Annotated in this window: 19 protein-coding genes; 10 read left to right on the top strand and 9 right to left on the bottom strand. The window is 63.4% G+C overall.

All coding sequences use genetic code 11. The features are described 5' to 3' along the window. Positions 1–237: 237 nt before the first annotated feature. Positions 238–1161 (bottom strand): DMT family transporter, encoded by a 924-nt coding sequence (locus ACO07C_RS13865; RefSeq protein WP_421914724.1) that lies wholly within the window; start codon positions 1159–1161, stop codon positions 238–240. 215 nt (positions 1162–1376) lie between these two features. Next, entirely contained in the window at positions 1377–2666 is a 1290-nt protein-coding gene (locus ACO07C_RS13870) for an amidohydrolase family protein (RefSeq protein WP_421914725.1), read from the bottom strand. A 153-nt stretch (positions 2667–2819) separates the two neighbouring features. Between ACO07C_RS13870 and ACO07C_RS13875 the strand changes: the two genes are divergently transcribed. Then, positions 2820–4574, top strand: coding sequence for an ABC transporter ATP-binding protein (locus ACO07C_RS13875; RefSeq protein ID WP_421914726.1), 1755 nt, complete (start codon positions 2820–2822; stop codon positions 4572–4574). 66 nt (positions 4575–4640) lie between these two features. Here the strand turns inward: ACO07C_RS13875 and ilvD are convergent, their stop codons facing one another. Then, positions 4641–6485: a dihydroxy-acid dehydratase gene (ilvD, locus tag ACO07C_RS13880; protein ID WP_421914727.1), complete on the bottom strand. Its 1845-nt coding sequence runs from the start codon at positions 6483–6485 to the stop codon at positions 4641–4643. Between the two features lie 254 nt (positions 6486–6739). Between ilvD and ACO07C_RS13885 the strand changes: the two genes are divergently transcribed. Beyond that, complete coding sequence (locus ACO07C_RS13885) at positions 6740–7210, top strand: VOC family protein (RefSeq protein ID WP_421914729.1); 471 nt, start codon at positions 6740–6742, stop codon at positions 7208–7210. 92 nt (positions 7211–7302) lie between these two features. Here the strand turns inward: ACO07C_RS13885 and ACO07C_RS13890 are convergent, their stop codons facing one another. Next, positions 7303–8895 carry a peptide chain release factor 3 gene (locus ACO07C_RS13890; protein ID WP_421914730.1) on the bottom strand — a complete coding sequence of 531 codons (1593 nt, stop codon included), beginning with the start codon at positions 8893–8895 and terminating at the stop codon, positions 7303–7305. Between the two features lie 135 nt (positions 8896–9030). Between ACO07C_RS13890 and ACO07C_RS13895 the strand changes: the two genes are divergently transcribed. Then, complete coding sequence (locus ACO07C_RS13895; RefSeq protein ID WP_421914731.1) at positions 9031–10104, top strand: NAD(P)/FAD-dependent oxidoreductase; 1074 nt, start codon at positions 9031–9033, stop codon at positions 10102–10104. Here ACO07C_RS13895 and ACO07C_RS13900 read toward each other — a convergent pair. From ACO07C_RS13900 to ACO07C_RS13910, 3 genes are all read right to left on the bottom strand, one after another. Then, positions 10098–11471 (bottom strand): amidase, encoded by a 1374-nt coding sequence (locus tag ACO07C_RS13900; protein WP_421914732.1) that lies wholly within the window; start codon positions 11469–11471, stop codon positions 10098–10100. The two genes, ACO07C_RS13895 and ACO07C_RS13900, sit on opposite strands and share 7 nt — an antisense overlap. Before the next feature lie 173 nt (positions 11472–11644). Next, positions 11645–12445 (bottom strand): class II glutamine amidotransferase, encoded by an 801-nt coding sequence (locus ACO07C_RS13905; protein WP_421914733.1) that lies wholly within the window; start codon positions 12443–12445, stop codon positions 11645–11647. 14 nt (positions 12446–12459) lie between these two features. After that, entirely contained in the window at positions 12460–12708 is a 249-nt protein-coding gene (locus tag ACO07C_RS13910) for a DUF6356 family protein (protein WP_421914734.1), read from the bottom strand. Between the two features lie 116 nt (positions 12709–12824). On the opposite strand from ACO07C_RS13910, the gene ACO07C_RS13915 reads away from it, so the two are divergent. The 5 genes from ACO07C_RS13915 (at position 12825) to ACO07C_RS13935 (ending at position 16477) form a co-directional block, all read left to right on the top strand. Beyond that, on the top strand, positions 12825–13295 hold the full coding sequence (locus ACO07C_RS13915; RefSeq protein ID WP_421914735.1) for an Lrp/AsnC family transcriptional regulator: 471 nt from the start codon (positions 12825–12827) through the stop codon (positions 13293–13295). 85 nt (positions 13296–13380) lie between these two features. Further along, positions 13381–13866, top strand: coding sequence for a dUTP diphosphatase (gene dut / locus ACO07C_RS13920; RefSeq protein ID WP_421914736.1), 486 nt, complete (start codon positions 13381–13383; stop codon positions 13864–13866). Further along, positions 13866–14525: an HAD family hydrolase gene (locus tag ACO07C_RS13925; RefSeq protein ID WP_421914737.1), complete on the top strand. Its 660-nt coding sequence runs from the start codon at positions 13866–13868 to the stop codon at positions 14523–14525. The genes dut and ACO07C_RS13925 overlap by 1 nt, the downstream gene beginning before the upstream one ends. 153 nt (positions 14526–14678) lie before the next feature. Then, complete coding sequence (locus ACO07C_RS13930) at positions 14679–15482, top strand: isocitrate lyase/PEP mutase family protein (RefSeq protein WP_421914738.1); 804 nt, start codon at positions 14679–14681, stop codon at positions 15480–15482. Further along, a complete protein-coding gene (locus ACO07C_RS13935; protein ID WP_421914739.1) occupies positions 15479–16477 on the top strand; it encodes a proline racemase family protein in 999 nt (332 codons plus the stop codon). The genes ACO07C_RS13930 and ACO07C_RS13935 overlap by 4 nt, the downstream gene beginning before the upstream one ends. Before the next feature lie 12 nt (positions 16478–16489). Here the strand turns inward: ACO07C_RS13935 and ACO07C_RS13940 are convergent, their stop codons facing one another. Further along, positions 16490–17191, bottom strand: a complete 702-nt coding sequence (locus tag ACO07C_RS13940) for a sulfate transporter family protein (RefSeq protein WP_421914740.1) — start codon at positions 17189–17191, stop codon at positions 16490–16492. Positions 17192–17258: 67 nt separating this feature from the next. Continuing rightward, the gene (locus ACO07C_RS13945) at positions 17259–18161 is read right to left on the bottom strand and encodes a DMT family transporter (protein ID WP_421914741.1); all 903 of its coding nucleotides are present in this window, start codon (positions 18159–18161) and stop codon (positions 17259–17261) included. 223 nt (positions 18162–18384) lie between these two features. Here ACO07C_RS13945 and ACO07C_RS13950 point away from each other — a divergent pair, with 223 nt between their 5' ends. Together ACO07C_RS13950 and ACO07C_RS13955 are read left to right on the top strand one after the other, a co-directional pair. After that, a complete protein-coding gene (locus ACO07C_RS13950) occupies positions 18385–19377 on the top strand; it encodes an adenosine kinase (RefSeq protein ID WP_421914742.1) in 993 nt (330 codons plus the stop codon). 423 nt (positions 19378–19800) lie between these two features. Further along, a complete protein-coding gene (locus tag ACO07C_RS13955) occupies positions 19801–20508 on the top strand; it encodes a hypothetical protein (protein WP_421914743.1) in 708 nt (235 codons plus the stop codon). Positions 20509–20521: the final 13 nt, after the last annotated feature.

The raw sequence follows: 20521 nt of genomic DNA on the forward strand, positions 1-20521 counted from the left end.
ATTCGACAGGATATATTGATTTCAGTCGGCCAACCCGAGAATCAAAGCTGCATTGCGGTGAGTAAGCAAATTACACCGCAACATATTCATGTAAATACCAAGCCTTGTATGAGATGCCGTCAAGCGACAGCGAAGCGCCGTGCATAAGCTTTCATTCTGAAGCGACGATTGGGGATATGCCAAGGACTGTGTTTCAAGGCCATCGCCCACGCAAAGCCGTTTGATATCTTTACGGCTTCAGTTCACGCCCTTCGGCACGTTCTCCGGCGGCACGGTGGTGTCGACCACCTTCTGGCGGTGGAAGATGAACAGGCCAGCCAGCACCACGATGCCCGAACCGATCAGGATACGCGGGCCCGGAACATCGCCGAAGAACACCAGCCCGAAAACGACCGCCCAAAGCAGCAGCGTGTAGTGCAGCGGCGCCAGCGTCGAGGCTGGCGCGAGCTTGAGCGCCCTGGTGATCATCAGATGCGCGCCGCAGGAGACGATGCCCAGCAACAGCATGGCGCCGAAATCGAGTGCCGACGGCGTCTGCCAGGCGCCGATGGTCAGCACGCCGCCAACCACCAGCGTGCCGATGGTCTGCCATGTCACAAGATTGGTATCGCTGGTGCCGCGCAGGCGCCGGTTGAGGATAATCGCGAAGGCGAAGGCGATGCTGCCGGCGAGCGCGAAGCTGGACGACAGCGAGAACGCAGCCGAGGAGGGTTTCAGCATGATCAGCACGCCGCAGAAGCCGAGCAGGATCGCGACCCAGCGGCGCCAGCCGACTTTCTCGCCAAGCAGCAGATGCGACAGGGCCGCGACATAGATCGGACCAGCCATGTAGAAGCTCATGACGTCGGCGAGCGGCAGGTAAACCACGGCCGCGTAGAAGAAGGCCGTGTCGAGCGTCGTCATGACGACGCGCAGCACCTGCAACTCCAGCCGCTCCATCCGAAACAGCTTGGCCGTGCCCTGGTGGGCGATCATCGGGCCGAGCACGAAGAAGGCGCCGATCGAACGGATCAGCACGACCTGGCCGACGGAGAAGCTGGCAACCAGCCACTTGCCCATTGCATCGTTCAGCGCAAACAGGAAGTCACCGGCCAGCATCAGGAGAATGCCGGCCAGGAGCACGTTCCTGATGGTTGAATTCTGCGTCACGGGCTGCGTCATGCCGTCCTGATTTTTCCCTCGCCTTGCCGGGTCGTAGACGGTAGCGGTGGCTTTGACGAGGAGAAATCCACCATTTGGCAAGGCCAGCGCCGGGAATCGGCTAGGTCTGTCCGCTTCGCGGCCTGTCTTGGCCGCCGCAGGTTAATCACCGGGCGATAGGACGATCCAGGGATCAAAAGCCGGCGTGGCACGCAGGCCCTGTCAAGCCTGCCGCATCATTGTGCGTGACCCGAGCGATGCCGGCGGTTGACCATCGCCGGCCGGCCCTCGATGGAAAGCCGCGTATCCTGCCGCGTCCGTTCCGCCACCACCTTGCCCCTGGCGATGACGCAGATTCGTTCGGCGCGCAGGCGCAAGGCTTCGATGGGACTGCCCGCATCGAGGACGACGAGGCTGGCGCGCTTGCCGACCGCGAGGCCGAGATGATCGAGGCCCATGATGGCGGCGTTGACGTTGGTGACCATGTCGAAGCAACGCGCCATGTCGGCCGGGCTCGACATCTGGGCGACGTGAAGGCCCATGAAGGCGACGTCGAGCATGTCGGCGGTGCCCAGCGAATACCAGGGATCGAGGACGCAATCCTGGCCCCAGCCAACGCGGATGCCGAGCGCCTGCATTTCCTTGACCCGGGTCAGGCCACGGCGCTTCGGAAACGTGTCGTGGCGCCCCTGCAGCATGATGTTGATGAGCGGATTGGGGATCGCCGAAACGCCCGCTTCGGCGATCAGCGGCAGAAGCTTCGAGACATAGTAATTGTCCATCGAATGCATGGAGGTGAGATGCGAGCCGGCCACCTTGCCCTGCAGTCCGAGGCGCTGCGTTTCAAAGGCCAGCTGTTCGATATGGCGCGACAGCGGATCATCCGTCTCATCGCAATGCAGATCGACCATCAAGCCACGCTCGGCCGCGATTTCGCACAGCTCCGTCACCGAGCGCGCCCCATCAGCCATGGTTCGCTCGAAATGCGGAATGCCACCGACGATATCGACTCCCATGTCGAGGGCGCGGATGGTGTTTTGCCGCGCCGTCGGCGAGCGGTAGAAACCGTCCTGCGGGAAGGCGACCAGTTGCAGGTCGATATAGGGAGCCACGGTTTTCTTCACATCAAGCAACGCTTCCACCGCCAGCAGCCGGTCGTCGCAGACATCGACATGGGTTCGAATGGCCAGCAGGCCCATCGACACAGCCCAGTCGCAATAGGCGAGCGCGCGCTCTCGAACGGCCTCATGGGTCAGCAGCGGCTTCAACTCGCCCCACAGCGAAATGCCTTCCAGCAGCGTGCCCGACACATTGATGCGCGGAATGCCGTAGGACAGCGTCGCATCCATGTGGAAATGCGGATCGACGAAGGGCGGCGAGATCAGATTGCCGCGCGCGTCGATGACTGTGCCAGCGGTGACGTTCAGTTCGGGCTCAATTGCCGCGATCGTCTCGCCGATCACGCCGATGTCGGCGATGGTGCCGTCAGGCAGCGTTCCGCCGCGCACGATAAGGTCGAAATTCATCCTTCGTCATCCCCTTGCAGAATCATGTCGCGACAGTGGCGCAAAAGACAGCCTGCCGCAGTCGTTTCTTTCGAATGGTCCCAGCAGGTTCCCTCCAGTGGCAACAGGCTCTATAAGCCGCCCTTCATTGTCCAGTTTCAAGGATCAGCCCGCTTGTTTCGTTTTTTCCGGTCGACGGAGAACCAGCGCCTCATTGCAAGGCTGGTCAGAGAGTCCTTCCACGAACATAAGTTCGGCTACGGCGCCGCCATCGTGTCGATGCTGGTGGTGGCCGCCACGACTGGCGCCAGCGCCTGGATCCTGAGCCAGATCACGAATGAATTCGTGGTCTACAAGCGAATCGATCGCATCAATCAGATTGCGGTCGGGGTCGCCACGATCTTCATTCTCAAGGGCCTCGCCAATTTCATCCAGGCCTATTTCATGAGCCGCGTCGGCAACGCCATTATCGCCGATCGTCAGCGCAAGATATACGACCGCGTCCTGGCGCAAGGCATTGAGTTCTATCATTCGACCTCGTCGTCCGACCTGATCACCCGCATGACCAACAATGCGCAGGCGGCACGCAACGTCCTCGACCTTGTCGTCACATCCTATGTACGCGACCTTGTGACGCTGGTTGCCCTAGTGGCGGTCATGGTTTGGCAGCAGCCGGCGCTGTCGGTGATCTGCTTCGTCGTCGGGCCCATTGCCATCTACGGGGTCAACGGCATCCTGAAGCGCGTGCGCAAGTTCGCCGCGATGGAATTCCGCTCGGTTGGCCAGATCGTGCAGGTGATGCAGGAGACCGCGATCGGCGTGCGCGTCGTCAAATCCTTCGGTCTCGAAGGCACGATGCGCAAGCGCATGTACCAGGCCGTGGCGGATGTGGAGAACCGCGCCAACAACATCGCGGCGCTGGAGGCCGCCACCAGTCCGGTGATGGAAACGCTCGCCGGACTGGCAATCGCCGGGGCCGTCTTCGTCAGCGGGTTCCTGGTCGTGCAGGGTGGCCAGATGCCGGGCAACATCATGGCTTTTATCGGGGCGCTGCTCCTGGCCTACGAGCCAGCCAAGCGACTCGCCCGCGTGCGCATTTCCCTGGAAAGCGGCATTGTCGGCGTGCGCATGATGTTCCAGTTGGCCGACCAGCCGCTGACATTGGCCGAGAAGCCGGATGCGCGCCCCCTCCTGGCCGGTCCGGGCGAGATCCGGTTCGACGCGGTCAGCTTCGCGTATCAGGACGGCCCACTGGTGCTGGACCGGTTCAACCTGACCCTTGAACCCGGCAAAATGACGGCACTGGTCGGTCCTTCCGGCAGCGGCAAGTCGACGATCCTGAACCTTATCATGCGCATGTACGACCCCCAGGGGGGCAAGATCCTGTTCGACGGCCAGGACATTTCCCATGCGACGCTCGCGTCCCTGCGGGAAAGGATCGCCTATGTCAGCCAGGATACGTTCCTGTTTGCCGGAACCATCATGCACAACATCCGGCTTGGGCGTCAGGACGCGACGGACGCGGAAGTGATCGCCGCCGCCAAGGCCGCCAATGCACACGACTTCATCCGCGCCCAGACAAAAGGCTACGAGACGGAAGTCGGCGAGAACGGCGCCTTCCTGTCGGGCGGCCAGCGCCAGCGCATTTCCATCGCGCGCGCCATGCTGCGCAACGCGGAGATCCTGCTGCTCGACGAAGCGACGAGCGCGCTGGACGCGGAATCAGAGGCGCTGTTCCGCGACGCGCTGCAACAGCTGACCGAAGGACGCACGACGATCGTCATCGCGCACCGCCTGTCGACCGTGCACCAGGCCGACACAATCGTGGTGCTGGAAGCCGGCCAGGTGATCGAGAGCGGTCCGCACAGGACCTTGCTCAACCAAGGCGGGCTCTATCAGAAGCTTTATGAATACCAGTTGATGCCGTGAGGGTTGGCTCCGGATCTCGGAGCCATGCCCCCACCCTTCGCGGCCGGATGGGGGCCTGCGTGAACCCTATTCCGGAACGTGCCGCACCGCACCCTTGTCGGCGCTGGTGGCGAAGGCGGCGTAGGCGCGCAGGGCGGTGGTTACCTTGCGCTTGCGCTTTTCCTCCGGCTTCCACGCCAAGGCGCCCTTGGCCGCCATCGCCGCCCGGCGGCTGGCCAATTCTTCGTCGCTGACGGCCAAGCGGATGGTGCGGTTGGGGATGTCTATCTCGACCGTATCGCCTTCCCGCACCAGCCCGATCGTACCGCCCTCGGCCGCTTCCGGCGAGACATGGCCGATCGACAGGCCCGACGTGCCGCCGGAAAAGCGGCCATCGGTGACTAGGGCGCAGGCCTTGCCGAGGCCCTTCGACTTCAGATAGCTGGTCGGATAGAGCATCTCCTGCATGCCGGGACCGCCACGCGGCCCCTCGTAGCGGATGACGACCACATCGCCGGCCTTGATCTCGTTCGACAGGATTGCCTTGACGCTGGCGTCCTGGCTCTCGAAGACCCGCGCCGGGCCGGTGAATTTCAGGATCGATTCGTCGACGCCAGCCGTCTTCACGATGCAGCCATCGAGCGCCAGGTTACCTTTCAACACGGCAAGGCCGCCATCTTTCGAGAACGGCGTTTCCGCCGAACGGATGACACCTTTCTCGCGGTCTAGGTCAAGATCGTCCCAGCGGCGGTTCTGGCTGAAGGCGACCTGCGTCGGCACGCCGCCAGGGGCGGCGAGGAAGAAGTCGCGGACACTCTGGCTGGAGGTGCGCGAAATATCCCAATGATCGAGCGCTTCGCCGATGCTGGCGGTGTGCACCGTCGGCAGGTCGCGGTTGATCAGCCCGGCATTGTCGAGCTGGCCAAGGATCGCCATGATGCCGCCGGCACGGTGAACGTCCTCCATGTGAACGTCGGACTTGGCGGGCGCCACCTTGCAGAGCACCGGAACCCGCCGCGACAGCCGGTCTATGTCCTCCATGGTGAAGTCGACTTCGCCCTCGTGGGCGGCGGCCAGGATGTGCAGCACGGTGTTGGTCGAGCCGCCCATGGCAATATCCAGCGTCATGGCGTTCTCGAAGGCGCCCTTGGACGCGATGTTGCGCGGCAGCGCCGTCTCGTCATCCTGCTCGTAATAGCGCTGGGCCAGATCGACGATCAGGTGGCCAGCCTCGACGAACAGGCGCTTGCGGTCGGCATGCGTGGCCAGCGTCGAGCCGTTGCCCGGCAGCGACAGGCCGAGGGCCTCGGTCAGGCAATTCATCGAATTGGCCGTGAACATGCCAGAGCAGGAGCCGCAGGTCGGGCATGCCGAGCGCTCGATGACCTTGACATCCTCGTCGGAGATCCTGTCGTCGGCGGCGGCGACCATGGCGTCGACGAGGTCGAGCGCCTGCGTCTTGCCGGCCAGCACCACCTTGCCGGCTTCCATCGGGCCGCCGGACACGAAGACAGTGGGTATGTTGAGGCGCAAGCTGGCCATCAGCATGCCGGGGGTGATCTTGTCGCAGTTGGAGATGCAGACCATGGCGTCGGCGCAATGCGCATTGACCATGTATTCGACCGAGTCGGCGATCAGTTCGCGAGACGGCAGCGAATAGAGCATGCCGTCATGGCCCATGGCGATGCCGTCGTCGACGGCGATGGTGTTGAACTCCTTGGCGACGCCGCCAGCCTTCTCGATCTCGCGCGCGACCAATTGGCCGAGGTCCTTCAGGTGGACGTGGCCCGGCACGAACTGGGTGAAGGAGTTGACCACGGCGATGATCGGCTTGCCGAAATCACTGTCCTTCATGCCGGTGGCGCGCCAGAGGCCGCGGGCGCCGGCCATGTTGCGGCCATGGGTGGTGGTGCGGGAGCGATAGGCAGGCATGAATTTTCCTTAGCTGGCTGGCGGCCGCCGACGAACGGCGCGACGGAGCTGAATTCGGACCGCAGGCGTTATAGCCGCCATAGCTTGGTCTGGCCACAATTTTGCAATGCGCCAGATTCTCAAAGAAAATTGCGCACCACTGTCGGATCGCGTGTCGCACGTCCGTCCTTGGGCGGAAGGCATGGGAATGGCACCGTTCCCGGAGCCAACCGTTCAACCGTAGCAGCGACCAAAACAGCCCGAGGAGAGAGACGATGCAGAAGATCACCACCTTCCTATGGTTCGATGGCCAAGCCGAAGACGCGATGAACCACTACATTTCCATATTCGAGAATTCGAAAGTGCTCAGCGTGACACGCTGGCCGAAAGGCCACGCCGAGGAAGGCAAGGTGCTGGTGGCCTCGTTCGAACTCGACGGTATCCAGTTCCAGGCGCTGAATGGCGGGCCGCAGTACAAGTTTACCGAGGCGATGTCGCTGTCCATCGACTGCAAGACGCAGCAAGAAGTCGATCATTTCTGGGCAAGGCTCACCGATGGCGGCGGCGAACCCGGGCCTTGCGGCTGGCTGAAAGACAGGTTCGGCGTCTCCTGGCAGGTCGTGCCGGAGCAATTGCCGAGATTGCTTCAGGATCCTGACAGGGCCAAGGCCGGCCGGGTGATGAATGCGATGATGCAGATGGGCAAGATCGACATCGCCAAGATCGAAGCGGCGGCGAAGGGGTGAGCTGCAGGCTTCAGCGCTGGCGCTGCCCCTCATCCGCCCTCCGGGCACCTTCTTCTCCCCCTTGAACGGGGAGAAGGGAAAGGGAGCTACGGCTAAGCTGCCCGGTCGCGAACCTGATAGTCCTTGATCGTGGCGAAGGTGATCGCCTTCCAGCGTTCCGCTTCGTAGTTGAGCGAGAAGGCGTGCTGGGCAAGGAACACCGGGTCGTTGTCAAGGTCGCGAGCGATGTCGCCGCGATGCGCCTCGATGAAGCGGTTAACCTCGGCCTTGTCATCGGCCGATATCCAGCGGCAGACCGAAAAGCGCGACATCTCGAATTCGACAGGGAGCGTGTATTCGAAGTTCAGCCGCTCCTTCAGGACGTCGAGTTGCAGAGCGCCGACGACACCGACGATGGCCGGCGAGCCGTCCTCGGGGGAGAACAGCTGCACGACGCCTTCCTCGGCCATCTGGTGCAGCGCTTCCTTGAGCTTCTTGGCCTTCATCGCGTCGCCGAGGCGGACACGGCGCAGGATTTCCGGGGCGAAGTTCGGAACGCCCCGGAAAAGGATTTCCTCGCCTTCGGTCAGCGTGTCGCCAATGCGCAGCGTGCCGTGGTTGGGGATGCCGACGACGTCGCCGGCAAAGGCCTCGTCGGCGGTGACGCGAGTGCGGGCGAAGAAGAACTGCGGCGCCGACAGTGACATCGGCTTGCCGGTGCGCACCAGCTTGGCCTTCATGCCACGCTCGAGCTTGCCCGAGCAAACGCGGACGAAGGCGATTCGGTCGCGATGGTTGGGGTCCATGTTGGCCTGGATCTTGAAGACGAAGGAGGTCATCTTGTCCTCGGTCGCCTCGACCTTGCGGGTATCGGCCTCCTGCGCGCGCGGCGGCGGGCCGTAGGCGCCGAGCGCCTCGATCAGGTCGCGGACGCCATAATTGCGCAGCGCCGAGCCGAAATAGACCGGCGTCAAATGGCCCTCGCGGAAGGCTTCAAGGTCGAGCGGCCGGCAGGCCTCGCGCGCCAGTTCGAGCTCCTCGATAAAGGCCTCGCGCTCGTTTTCCGGCAGCAAGCCGGCGACACGGTTGGAATCAGGACCGTTGACCGGCGTGCGTTCCTTCTCAGCGTCACCCCTGCGCACGGCATTCTGAGCCAGATGATAGGTGCCGGAAAACGTCTTGCCGCGACCGATCGGCCAGGTGATCGGCGCCGTATCCAGCGCCAGCTTCTGCTCGATCTCGTCGAGGATCTCGAACGGATCGCGGCTTTCGCGGTCCATCTTGTTGACGAAGGTGATGATCGGGATGTCGCGCAGCCGGCAGACCTCGAACAGTTTCAGCGTACGCGGCTCGATGCCCTTGGCGGCGTCGATGACCATGACCGCCGAGTCGACCGCAGACAGGGTACGGTAGGTGTCGTCGGCGAAATCCTCGTGGCCGGGGGTATCCAGGAGGTTGAAGACATTGTCCTCATACTCGAACGTCATCACCGAGGTGACGACCGAAATGCCGCGCTCGCGCTCGATCTTCATCCAGTCGGACCGGGTCTGGATCTTGTCCTTCTTGGCCTTGACCTCGCCGGCGAGTTGGATGGCGCCGCCGAACAGAAGCAGCTTTTCGGTCAGCGTCGTCTTGCCGGCGTCCGGGTGCGCGATGATCGCGAAGGTGCGGCGGCGCGATACCGCCTGTTCGATGTCTTCAGCCAATGTCTGGAATCCTGTCTGTGGCGCGGGCTTCTAGCAGCGCTTCTTGGGCCTGTCGAACAGTTTTGGGCAGATAGGCCTCGCCCAATATGGTAACGGCTAACCGAAATGCCACTCAAAATCCGCCAAAGGTTCAGCATGAGTGCAGCCAAACAAATCATCGTCATCGGCACCGGCATCGTCGGCGCCTCCATCGCCTCGCATCTGGCCAAGGCAGGCGCGCGGGTGACGGTGATTGCCGACAGTGAAGTCGGTGGGGTCGCGACGCCGGCCTCCTTCGCCTGGATCAATGCCACCTGGGGTAACCCGGAGCCTTATTTTCGACTGCGGACCCGCGCCATGGCCGAATGGTCGCGGCTGGCAAATGACGTCCCCACCATTCCCCTCTCCTGGTGCGGTGGCCTGTGCTGGGATCTCTCGGCGGCCGAAATGGAAGCATATGCCACCGGGCATTCCGCCTGGGGCTATGGCATCGAGCGCGTCGATCGTGCCACCGCCGCGCGCATCGAGCCCAATCTCACCGAGCTTCCTGATCTTGCCTTGCATGTCGCTGAAGAGGGTGTCGCCGAGCCGGTGGCCGCCACGAAAGCGCTGCTGGCCGATGCCGAGCGACATGGCACGCGCATCATATCCAGCACGGTGACGGCGCTGGTTGAAACCGACGGCAAGATTACCGGCGTCGACACATCGCATGGATTGATTACCGCCGACGAGGTGGTGATCGCGGCCGGCGTCGGCTCGCCAGACATTGCAGCGACGGCCGGCATCAACCTGCCGATCGAGACGCCGCCCGGCCTCATCGTCCACTCGCGCCCTTACAAAAAACTGCTCAACGGACTGGTGTTGGCGAAGCGCCTGCACATGCGCCAGACCTCAGAGGGCCGTATCATAGCCGGTTCGGATTTCGGCGGCGCCGACCCGGGCATGGATGCCGACGTCACTGCCCGCGAACTGTTCGCGGCCATGAAACCCATGCTGCGCGGCGCCGACGGGCTGGAGCTGGATTTCCACACGGTTGGCTATCGTCCGACACCGGTCGATGGCTTTCCGATCATCGGCCGCGCCAAGGGAACGGACGGCGTCTATATCGCGGTCATGCATTCCGGGATCACGCTGGCCCCGGTCGTCGGCTTGTTCGCCGCCCAGGAAATCCTCGACGGCGAGCGCGATCCATTGCTAGCCCCATATGGCCTGTCGCGTTTCGCTCAATAGCCTGGCGGGCGGCGAAAGCCGCCAGTCAATGGCTCGATCGCCCTGGCGATGCCAAGCAGCCGCGACTCCGACCAGCGTTTGCCGACCAGTTGCAGGCCGATCGGCAGGCCGTCGCTGTCCAGCCCGCACGGTATCGAAAGCGCGGGGTGGCCGCTGTAGTTGAAGATCGCGCCATGGGCTGGAAGCATCCAATAGCTCTGCTGCCTGCCGTCGACCACGATCGATGTGCCGGGATCGCAATGCGGGAAAGCCGTGGTCATGGCGACCGGGCACAGCAGCGCGTCCCGGCTTTCGAAAAACTGGTCCCAGGCCAGTATCGAGCGATCGCGACGAGCCAGCGCCTCGAACCAGCGCGAAACCGGTGTCGGCTTCTCCGGCGGCTCGGGTCGCGCGGCCTCCATCATCATGCCGATCAACGCGCCGCCTTGCTCCAGATCGTCGTGCAAATCGAGCTTGGGAAGTTTGGCTTCCTCGACGATCGCGCCTGCCGATCGCAACTGCGTTGCTAGATTTTCGACCGCGGCACCGATATCGCCGGCCACTGGAAATCCGGGAAAGGACGGCACGAAGGCGATGCGCAATGCCTTGAGGTCGAGCTTCGGCATGTCCTCGACCGGCACCGGTGCAAGATCGGTGTCGCGCCAGTCCGGTCCGGCGATGATTCGATAGATCAATGACAGGTCTTGCACGCTGCGCGCCAGCGGTCCGAGACATGACATCAGGCGCACGCCGCGCGCGGTCCCTCCCGGATCGGGAAAAGCACCGGCCAGCGAGACGCGATGCTCGGTCGGTTTCAACCCATGGACGCCACAGAAGGCGGCCGGCAGCCGGATCGAAGCCTGCATGTCGTTGCCGACATCGAACGGCGTCATGCCAGCGCAAATGGCCGCCGCCGCGCCGCCACTGGAGCCACCCGCCGTGCGTTGAAGATTCCAGGGATTGCTGGTGCGGCCGAACAGCGGATTGTTCGACTGCCAGTCCGACAGCATGATCGCGACATTGGTCCTGGCCATCAGCACGCCCCCGGCCGCCTTCAGCCGGGCAACGACCGGGCTGTCCTGCCTGGCGACATAATCGGCGAAGGGCGGGAAGCCGACCGTGGTCTTCATGCCTGCTGCCTCATGCGTGTCCTTCAGGGTGAACGGCACGCCATGCAGCGGTCCAAGCGCCTCACCGCGCGCCTGTGCCGCGTCGGCCTTCTTCGCGCTCTCGCGGGCCCCTTCCCGGTCGAGCGAAATGACGGCGTTGATGGCCTCGTTGTGGGCGTCGATCTGCGCCAGATGCGCGTCGAGCGCTTCGATGGCGGAGATTTTGCGGTTGGCGATAGCGGCAGCGAGATCGGTTGCCGAGGAAAATACGAGGTCCATGATGATTACTCCGGCCTGGCCGCGCTAGCCGGATCAAGATGGTTGACAGCAGCGCGACTTCAAGCGGAATTGAGCAGCCGAGGATCGGCGACGCTTGATCGAAATTGCACCTTTGAAGTCGGCGCTCTGCGACGCCCCCTCTGTCCCGCGACGCTACCAGTTGACGACGAAATCTATCCGACCAAAGCCAGCTTCGCCGCGGCCGGAGCAAAGGGACGAATGGCGATGCCGTTCCGGGTCATGGTGACGAAACTTGATGGCGGAATCGCCTGCCAGTCGCCGCCGTCGCGATCGAAGGGTTCCGAGACGATGCAGCGGCCGCCGCCCTTGCCGAAAGTGGAGGTGTAGAGCGTCGGCGCATGATCGTCGGTGGCGTAGCGAACCGCGTGGAGCGCCTGCCCGTCCGAAAAGGCGGCGGTGAGCTTCAAGGCCGGCTCAAGACCGGCACGGCGCGAGGCATCGAGCACGCGCGCCGTGGCGCGCGAGACGGCGCCTTGCGGATCATCAGCCAATCCCTCGTCGATCATCAGCAGAAAGAAGAGTTCGGAATCCGTAGTGCCTTCGCGCTGGTCGAACACAGCGTCGGAAAGCGAATTCTCCAGCGCCCGGCGGATCTTCTCGAAGCCGCCGATCTGGCCGTTGTGCATGAACGACCAGCGGTCCGAGACAAAGGGATGGCAGTTCATGCGGCTGGTGGCGCCGCCAGTCGAGGCGCGGACATGGGCGAGGAACAGGCCGGATTTGATCTGCCGGCAGAGGCTCTTCAGATTGGGGTCGGACCAGGCGGGAAGGATGTCGCGATAGAGGCCGGGCTCCGGCCGGTCACCATACCAGGCAAGACCGAAACCGTCACCATTTGTCGGCGATTTCGCTTCCTGGGCGCAATGGCTCTGGGCGATCAGCGAATGGCAGGGCGCCGTGACGATGTCTTCGAGAAAGACCGCTTCACCGAGATAGGCCGCCCACCGGCACATCGCTTTGTCGTCCTCTAGGCACGATCCATCAGAGCTGCCGGCTCCTTGGTCGCGTGCGAGCCTCTGTTGTGCGTCCGCTCGTAGAGTTCGCGAACGATTCGGCTGGCGGTAGTCTCAAACAAAAATGGCAAGAAAGCATGAACAATCGCGGCGCACGCCGCCATGAACAGTCTCGAGGAGAACCAGGCGGCAAAGGCCATATGGCCGGAATAGGTCTCGCCGACCTTGGCCGGATGAGAGGTGAAAATCCTTGCGACCGACATGCTGTTTCCCCTTCGGCGTTTGACGTTCCCCGATATGAGTATCCTGGCACGCTTCGCCGGTTCATCGGTCTCAAAATGTCCTTGTATTTGGCCAATCCATGGGACAAACATCCCACATGGCGCCAGAAATTGACGAAATCGACCGAAAATTGCTGACCGAGTTGCAGCGCGACGGCACGCTCTCGGTGGACCAGCTCTCCGAGAAGGTCGCCCTGTCGCGAAACGCCTGCTGGCGGCGGGTCAAGCGGCTCGAGGAGAACGGCGTCATCACCGGCCGCGTGGCGCTGGTCGACGCGGAGAAGCTCGGGCTTGGCCTTTCGGTGTTCATCCTGATCCGGACGTCCAATCACGATCCGGACTGGCTGCGGAAATTCCGCGCGGCGGTGACCGGCTTTCCGGAGATAACCGGTGTCTACCGCATGTCCGGGGATCTCGACTATGTGCTGCGCGCCCGCGTCGCCGACGTGAAGGCCTATGACCGGCTCTATCAGCGGCTCATCGCCAAGGTGGCGCTGTCGGATGTCTCCGCCTCCTTCGTGATGGAAGAGATCAAGGAAACGACGGTTGTTCCCATGGAGCTACGCTAGGTCATAGTGCTGCCCGAAAGAAAGCCGTTGATAGTATTGCGGTCGAGTTGACCGAATCGTCGTTCGCGCCGATAGGATCGGTTTTATGCGCGCATCCCTCCAAACGTCCTCCGTCATCGGTCCGACCGTCGGCTTCGTCAGATTGCCGCACGGTGAAGGCCTGCCCCTCCCCGCCTATGAAAGCACTGGAGCCGCCGGCATGGACCTGCGTGCGGCGGTGCCGGACGACCGGCCGCTACTGATCCTGCCCGGCAAGCGGGCGCTGGTGCCGACAGGTCTGGTCATGGAAATACCCGAAGGCATGGAAGGCCAGGTGCGACCGCGCTCCGGCCTCGCCTTCAAGCATGGCCTTACCGTCCTCAACACGCCCGGCACCATCGACAGCGACTATCGGGGCGAGGTAAAGGTGCTGCTGATCAATCTCGGCGACGAGGATTTCGCGGTGACCCGCGGCATGCGCATCGCGCAGATCGTCTTTGCCTCGGTGACCCAGGCGACCGTCGAAGAACGCACATTGGCAGGCGGCACGACGCGCGGCTCCGGCGGGTTCGGGTCGACCGGCACGGCCTGATGAACATACCCAAGCTGGTTATCTTCGATTGCGACGGTGTTCTGGTGGACACCGAGAACCTCGCCAATCGACGCCTGGCCGAATGGCTGACAGCCGCCGGCTTTCCGACAAGCTTCGAATATTGCCGCAAGCATTTTTCCGGCCGCAGCATGGTCTCGGTGCAAAAAGAGATCGAGGGCCAGACCGAGGTAAGGCTCGGCGCCGATTTCGTCGACCGGTGGAATGCCGGCCTCCCCGACCTGTTCGCGCATGGCGTCGAAGCCATACCGCATGTGCGAGAGTTCGTCGAAGCGGTGCGGGCGGCGGGCATTGCCTATTGCGTCGCCACCTCGGCACGGGTATCGAAAATGCACATCACGCTCGGCCAGACCGGGCTGCTGCCGCTGTTCGAACATGCGCTGTTCAGCGCCACGATGGTGGGGCGCGGCAAGCCGTTTCCCGATCTCTTCCTGCATGCGGCCGCCTCGATGGGCTTCGCGCCCGCCGACTGCATCGTCATCGAGGACAGCGTCGCCGGCACGCAAGCAGGCGTTGCCGCCGGCATGCGGGTGTTTTCCTACCACGGCGATCCGTATTCCGACCGCGACGGGCTGGTGGAAGCCGGCGGCGTGTTGTTCGACGACATGCGCGAACTGGCCGGGCTGGTGCCGATCCACTGAGCTGGCCGGCATTTCTTGCCGGGTTCCCGCGTTGCTTGACGGAATGGCAGGGGCGAGCTCAAAAATACTTCTGCGCCAATCGCATTCGTTTGCCCGCTGCATAGCGTCGCGATAAAACCCTTTCCATCACTCAGCACATGATGGGGAGCTTCCATGGACAAGGGCAAGACCTTTCGTGATCTGCATGCCTCGACCTTCGTCATGCCCAATCCCTGGGATATCGGCACCACGAAGCTGCTCGGCTCCTTTGGCTTCAAGGCGCTGGCGACGACCAGTGCCGGTTTCGCCTTTTCGCGCGGCCTGCCCGACGGCGCCGTGACGTTCGAGGCGATGATCCACCATTGCCGCGAGGTGACGGCGGCGACCGGCCTGCCGGTTTCGGCCGACTTGGAGAGAGGCAAGGGCGACAGCGCCACGAGTGCGGCGGAAACCATCTTCGCCGCGGAAGCGGCGGGCCTTGCCGGCTGCTCGATCGAGGACCATGGCGACGACCCGGACAGGCCGATCTATGATTTCTCGCATGCCGTCGAGCGCGTCGCCGCGGCCGCCGAAGCGGCGCGGGCGCTGAAGCACGATTTCGTCTTCACCGCCCGGGCCGAGAATTTTCTATGGGGCAAGCCCGACATCGACGACACGATCAGGCGCCTGCAGGCCTTCGAGAAGGCTGGAGCCGATGTGCTCTACGCGCCAGGCCTCAACGACATCGATATCGTGCGCACCATCTGTTCGGCGGTGACCAAGCCGGTCAATGTCATGGCGCGGCCGGGCTTCACCATCGCCGACCTAGCCCAGGCGGGGGTCAAGCGCATCTCGCTCGGACCTTGGCTCACCAATTTCGCCTTCGGCATGCTGGAAACGGCGGCGCGCGAAATCCAGCAGGACGGCACGTTCGGCTTCACCCGCGCCGCCATGCCTTTCGGCAAGCTGCAAGAGCTGTTCTCAAAGTCCAGCGCATGACACTCACCGTCGTCGACATGCACACAGGCGGCGAGCCGCTGCGGATCGTCACCGGCGGCTATCCGGATATTCCCGAGGGCACGATCCTCGAGAAGCGTGCCTATGCGCGAGACCGTCTCGACCATCTCAGAAAGATCCTGATCTTCGAGCCGCGCGGCCACTACGACATGTATGCCGCCCTGCTGGTCGAACCCGATCTTCCCGGCGCAGATCTTGCCGTGCTGTTCATGCACAATGAAGGCTATTCCACCATGTGCGGCCACGCCATCATCGCGCTCGGCCGCTACGCCGTCGACGAGGGGCTGGTGGTGAAACAGGAGCCGGTGACGACAGTCAGGATCGAGGCTCCCTGCGGGCTGATCGTCGCTTCGGTGGAGGTCAAGGACGGCAAGGCGGGCGCGGTGTCGTTCGAAAGCGTGCCGGCTTTTCTGTTCGCCCGCGACCGGACGGTCGAACTACCGGGCTTCGGCCCGATCGGCTTCGATGTCGCCTATGGAGGCGCCTTCTACGCACTCGCCGATTGCCATCAGTTCGGGCTGGAGTTCGGCCGCGACCGCGTGCGCGACTTCGTCGACGCGGCGACGGCGTTGACGAACAAACTCAAGGCCGAATTCCCGCTGTCGCACCCCGACCATTCCGACCTTGCCTTCCTCTATGGCACCATCCTGAACGACGGCCGGGACGCGTTTTCCGACAAGCCGACGAAGAACATCTGTGTCTTCGCCGAGGCCGAGGTCGATCGTTCGCCCACCGGTTCGGGCGTCACGGCGCGGCTGGCGGCGATGCATGCCAAGGGACAGATCGGGATCGGGCGAACACGGATGTTCGAAAGCATCGCCGGCTCGCGCTTTTCCGGCGCCGTGGCGCGAACGACGAGGACCGGTCCGCATGATGCCATCATCGCCCGCGTCGGCGGCCGCGCCTATTATTCCGGAAAGGCCGAATTCATCGTCGAAGCCGATGACGAGCTTGGGCGTGGTTTTCTGCTGCGCTAGGAGTGCTGACCTTCAGGATCGAGCCGCTTCCCGCGCCGAGATCGCTTTGTGCAAGTGCACCATCATGGCGGCGGCGAAGAGCGGCGTCAGCAGGTTGAGCAAGGGCACGGCAAGACAGGCGGCGATAACCAGCCCGGCGAGAAACACAGTGCCGGCATATTTCCGGCGCAGCGCCCTCGCCTGCTCCTCCGGGCGAAAACGCATGGCGGCGAATTCGAAGAACTCGCGCCCGAGCAGGTAGCCGTTGACGACGAAGAAGGCGACGATGTTGATGCCCGGCACCAGGAGCAGCAACAATGCCACGACGTTGCCGAGGATAACGACGCCCAGGAACCTTATGGACAGCACCAACGAGCGCAGTGCCGGCACGGCGTGGCCTGGTGGATCATTTGGGTAATCCGTACGCTCGACCACTTCGGCGATGTCATCGAGGAACAGGCCGGCGACGATCGCCGTCACCGGCGCGACCAGCAGCGCCAGTCCCCCGGCAAGACTTATCCCGACCAGCACCGCCCCCAGCCACCCGGCCCAGGACGGCAGGCCCGGCAGCAGCGTGTCGATCCATTCCCAGGCCAGCCATTCGAAAAACGCCTTGATGCCAAACCACAGCCCCAGAAGCGCCAGCAGGGTCAACCCCAACGTCTTCAGGAACACCCTGCGGAATTCGGGCGACAACAGTTGGCTGGCGGCGGCGCGGGCGGCTTCAAGGATCACGGCGTTCCAACCTGTGTCGAAAGAGACGCCTCCGAGATAGGCAGCCCCGGCAGCAAGCGCAACCTCGCTAGCGCGCGAGCGCCGGCTTGCGAACGGGAATGGTCATGGCCGCGACGCCGGCGACGACAAAGGCCATTCCCAGCCATGCGGTGGAACCAAGGCTTTCGCCAAGGAAGATGGCGCCGATGCCGACGCCGATCGGCACGCGCAGATAGGCTTGCGACGTCGTGCCGACGGAGCCCAGCGTATGGATGAGGCGGAAATAGATGCAGAAGGCGAGCGCCGTGGAGAAAACCGACAGGCCGAGCAAGGCAAGGATCGACGCCATCGACGGCGCCAGCCTCCAAGGCTGGTCGACCACGAAGCTCAAGGGCACGAGCATGACAGCGCCACAAACCATCGAACCGGCGGCCGGAAGCATCGGATCGAGGCCCTTGAAGCCTCGCCCGAAAATGGCCGCGCCCGCATAGCTGATCGTCGCGGCGATGATGGCAAGCTGCGCCCACAGCTGGTGACCTATGCCGCTCAGCGCCTGGGTGCCTATGATCAGGCATATGCCGGCTATGCCGGCGCCGACGCCGATCAGCTTGCGAACGGTCACGGGCTCATGGCGGGTGATGAGCGCGGTGAGCAGGAATGTGAAGATCGGCGATGTCGAATTGAGGATCGTGGCGAGGCCCGCATCGACCGAACGCTCGGCGGCGGCGACCAGGGTGAACGGAACCACGCTGTTGAGACACGCCTGGAAGGCGAAGCGCCGCCAGCTCTCCGCGTCACGCGGCATGGCGAGCCCGCGCCAGCGGATGATGGCAAGGAGGATGGCGCCGGCAATCAATGTCCTGGCGGCGATCAGCGTGACCGGCGGGATCGTCTCGACGCCGATCTTGATAAATGTGTAGGACGCGCCCCAAAGCACCGCCAGCACGAGCAGCAGTGCAAGGTCGGTGGTGACATCGTTCTTTGCTGGCATGGTGGAGCTTTCGGGCGGTGGTCGAACACGCCGTGTTTTAGGCAACGCCCAGCCCAAATGCTTCTACCACGATCGAACAATGATGACGCCTCGCCCCGGCAGGCATACCGGGGCACAAGATTCCGATTTTCGGGATCAGCGCTAGGCAAACCCATTCCAAATCGCTAGACCCGCGCCCGGCCGGCGTGGCAAGAAGCCGGCTGGGTTCTTGGCGGAGACATTGATGCCGGATTATGACGTGCTTTGCATCGGCAATGCGATTGTCGACATCATTGCCCAATGCGACGAGGCATTTCTCGAAACCAACGGCATCATCAAGGGCGCGATGAACCTCATCGACACCCAGCGCGCCGAACTGCTCTACAGCCGCATGGGCCCGGCGATCGAGGCCTCCGGCGGCAGCGCCGGCAACACGGCTGCCGGCATCGCCAGCTTCGGCGGCCGCGCCGCCTTCTTCGGCAAGGTTTCCAGCGATGCGCTCGGCGAAATCTATGCGCATGACATCCATGCGCAGGGCGTCGCCTTCGACACCAAGCCGCTCAAGGGCGAGCCGCCGACGGCGCGCTCGATGATCTTCGTGACGCCCGACGGCGAGCGCTCGATGAACACCTATCTCGGCGCCTGCGTCGAGCTCGGGCCAGAGGATGTCGAGGCCGACAAGGCTTCCGGCGCCAAGGTCACCTATTTCGAGGGATATCTCTGGGACCCGCCCCGCGCCAAGGAGGCGATCCGGCAGACAGCCAAGCTCGCCCACGCCGCCGGTCGCGAAGTGTCGATGACCCTGTCGGATTCCTTCTGCGTCGACCGCTACCGCGACGAGTTCCTCGACCTGATGCGCTCCGGCACGGTCGATATCGTCTTCGCCAACAGCCACGAGATCAAATCGCTCTACCAGACCTCGTCCTTCGAGGACGCGTTGGCGCGGATCCGCAAGGATTGCAAGATCGCCGCCGTGACGCGTTCGGAAAAGGGCTCGGTCATCGTGCGCGGCGACGAGACCGTCATCATCAAGGCGACGGCGATAAGGGAACTGGTCGACACCACAGGCGCCGGCGACCTCTACGCCGCGGGCTTCCTGCATGGCTATACGCAGGGCCGCGACCTGCAAGCCTGCGGCGACCTCGGCTCGCTGGCCGCCGGACTGGTGATCCAGCAGATTGGGCCAAGGCCGAGGCAAAATCTGCGCCACGAGGCCGAACAGGCGGGACTGCTTTAAGGTTCTCTCCGGCCCCTCCGCGATGGGCCAGGAAGTCGCGCTTCGCTCGGCCGACGAGATGCCAATTATCATGACCGAACCCGGAAGGTCCGGAGGCGCGGCGGTTTCGCTGTTCGTCGGCATTGCGTCGTGCCCGGGCGCGATCAATTTGGTTTCGGAACCATCGACCCGTCGTCGTGTGTCTGTCACACAGGGCACCTACACGCGAACAAAGCTCGCGGCGCGTAGACTGACATGCGCGCCGCGAGTCGATTGGCCCGGGGGTGTCCGGCCGCAGTGTCGTGGGGTGAACAATACAGATCGCGCGTTTGTGCGCATCGGTAGCAATTGCGCTTGCCGATCATCTGGATAGGCATTCTTCCCGTATGCGCGTTCGGCCGTATCAGCACCCCTGCAACGCGTGGCGGCTTGCAAGGATAATGAATGACCAAATTTCAGGATTCGGATGAAATCCGACACAAAGAGTTCGCAACTGTCGTTGCAAAGGAAGTCGAGCGCCTGCTGGTTCAACGCAATGAGGCCGTTGACGCGCATACATTGGTCGCCGCCGGCAAGATAGCAGGAAGCGTCGCCGCGGCCGTGACGTCGCTTTCGCCCAGGCATCAGCGTGCCATCGACGCCATCCAGGGCGATCTCGCCGGCCTGGCGTCGAAATTTGTACGCACGCTCGCCGTCGAAGCCACGCGCCGCAGCGAGGCGAAGATCATCGGCGTGGAGCAAGACCCACCCGTGGCTCCCGTCGTTATCGAGGTGACTCCCCAGCCGGTCCAGCGCGACGATTTTGAATCGATGCTTATCGAAGACTGGGCGGGCCGCGTCGCCGGATCGACCTATCTGGAAGATAATCTGCACATTGCACGGTCGACCCTGCACCGCTGGCAAAAGCGCAACGACGTCGTTGCCCTGAGAACGGGCGGCCGCAAGCACGTGTTCCCGCTCGCGCAGTTCGTCGATGGCAGGCCGGTCGCGGGTATCAGCGACGTGCAGTCCGCCATCACAAATCCCAGGCTTGCCTGGTTCTGGCTGACACGCCCCTCGACGCATCTCGAGGGGCGCATTCCCATCGACATGCTCAGGCAGGATCTCGTGGAAGAAGTCGCCGAGGCTGCCCGTGCGTTTTCAGGGCGCTGACCTCCGACGCTGG

It is taken from the genome of Mesorhizobium sp. (assembly GCF_965229135.1).
Classification (GTDB): domain Bacteria; phylum Pseudomonadota; class Alphaproteobacteria; order Rhizobiales; family Rhizobiaceae; genus Mesorhizobium.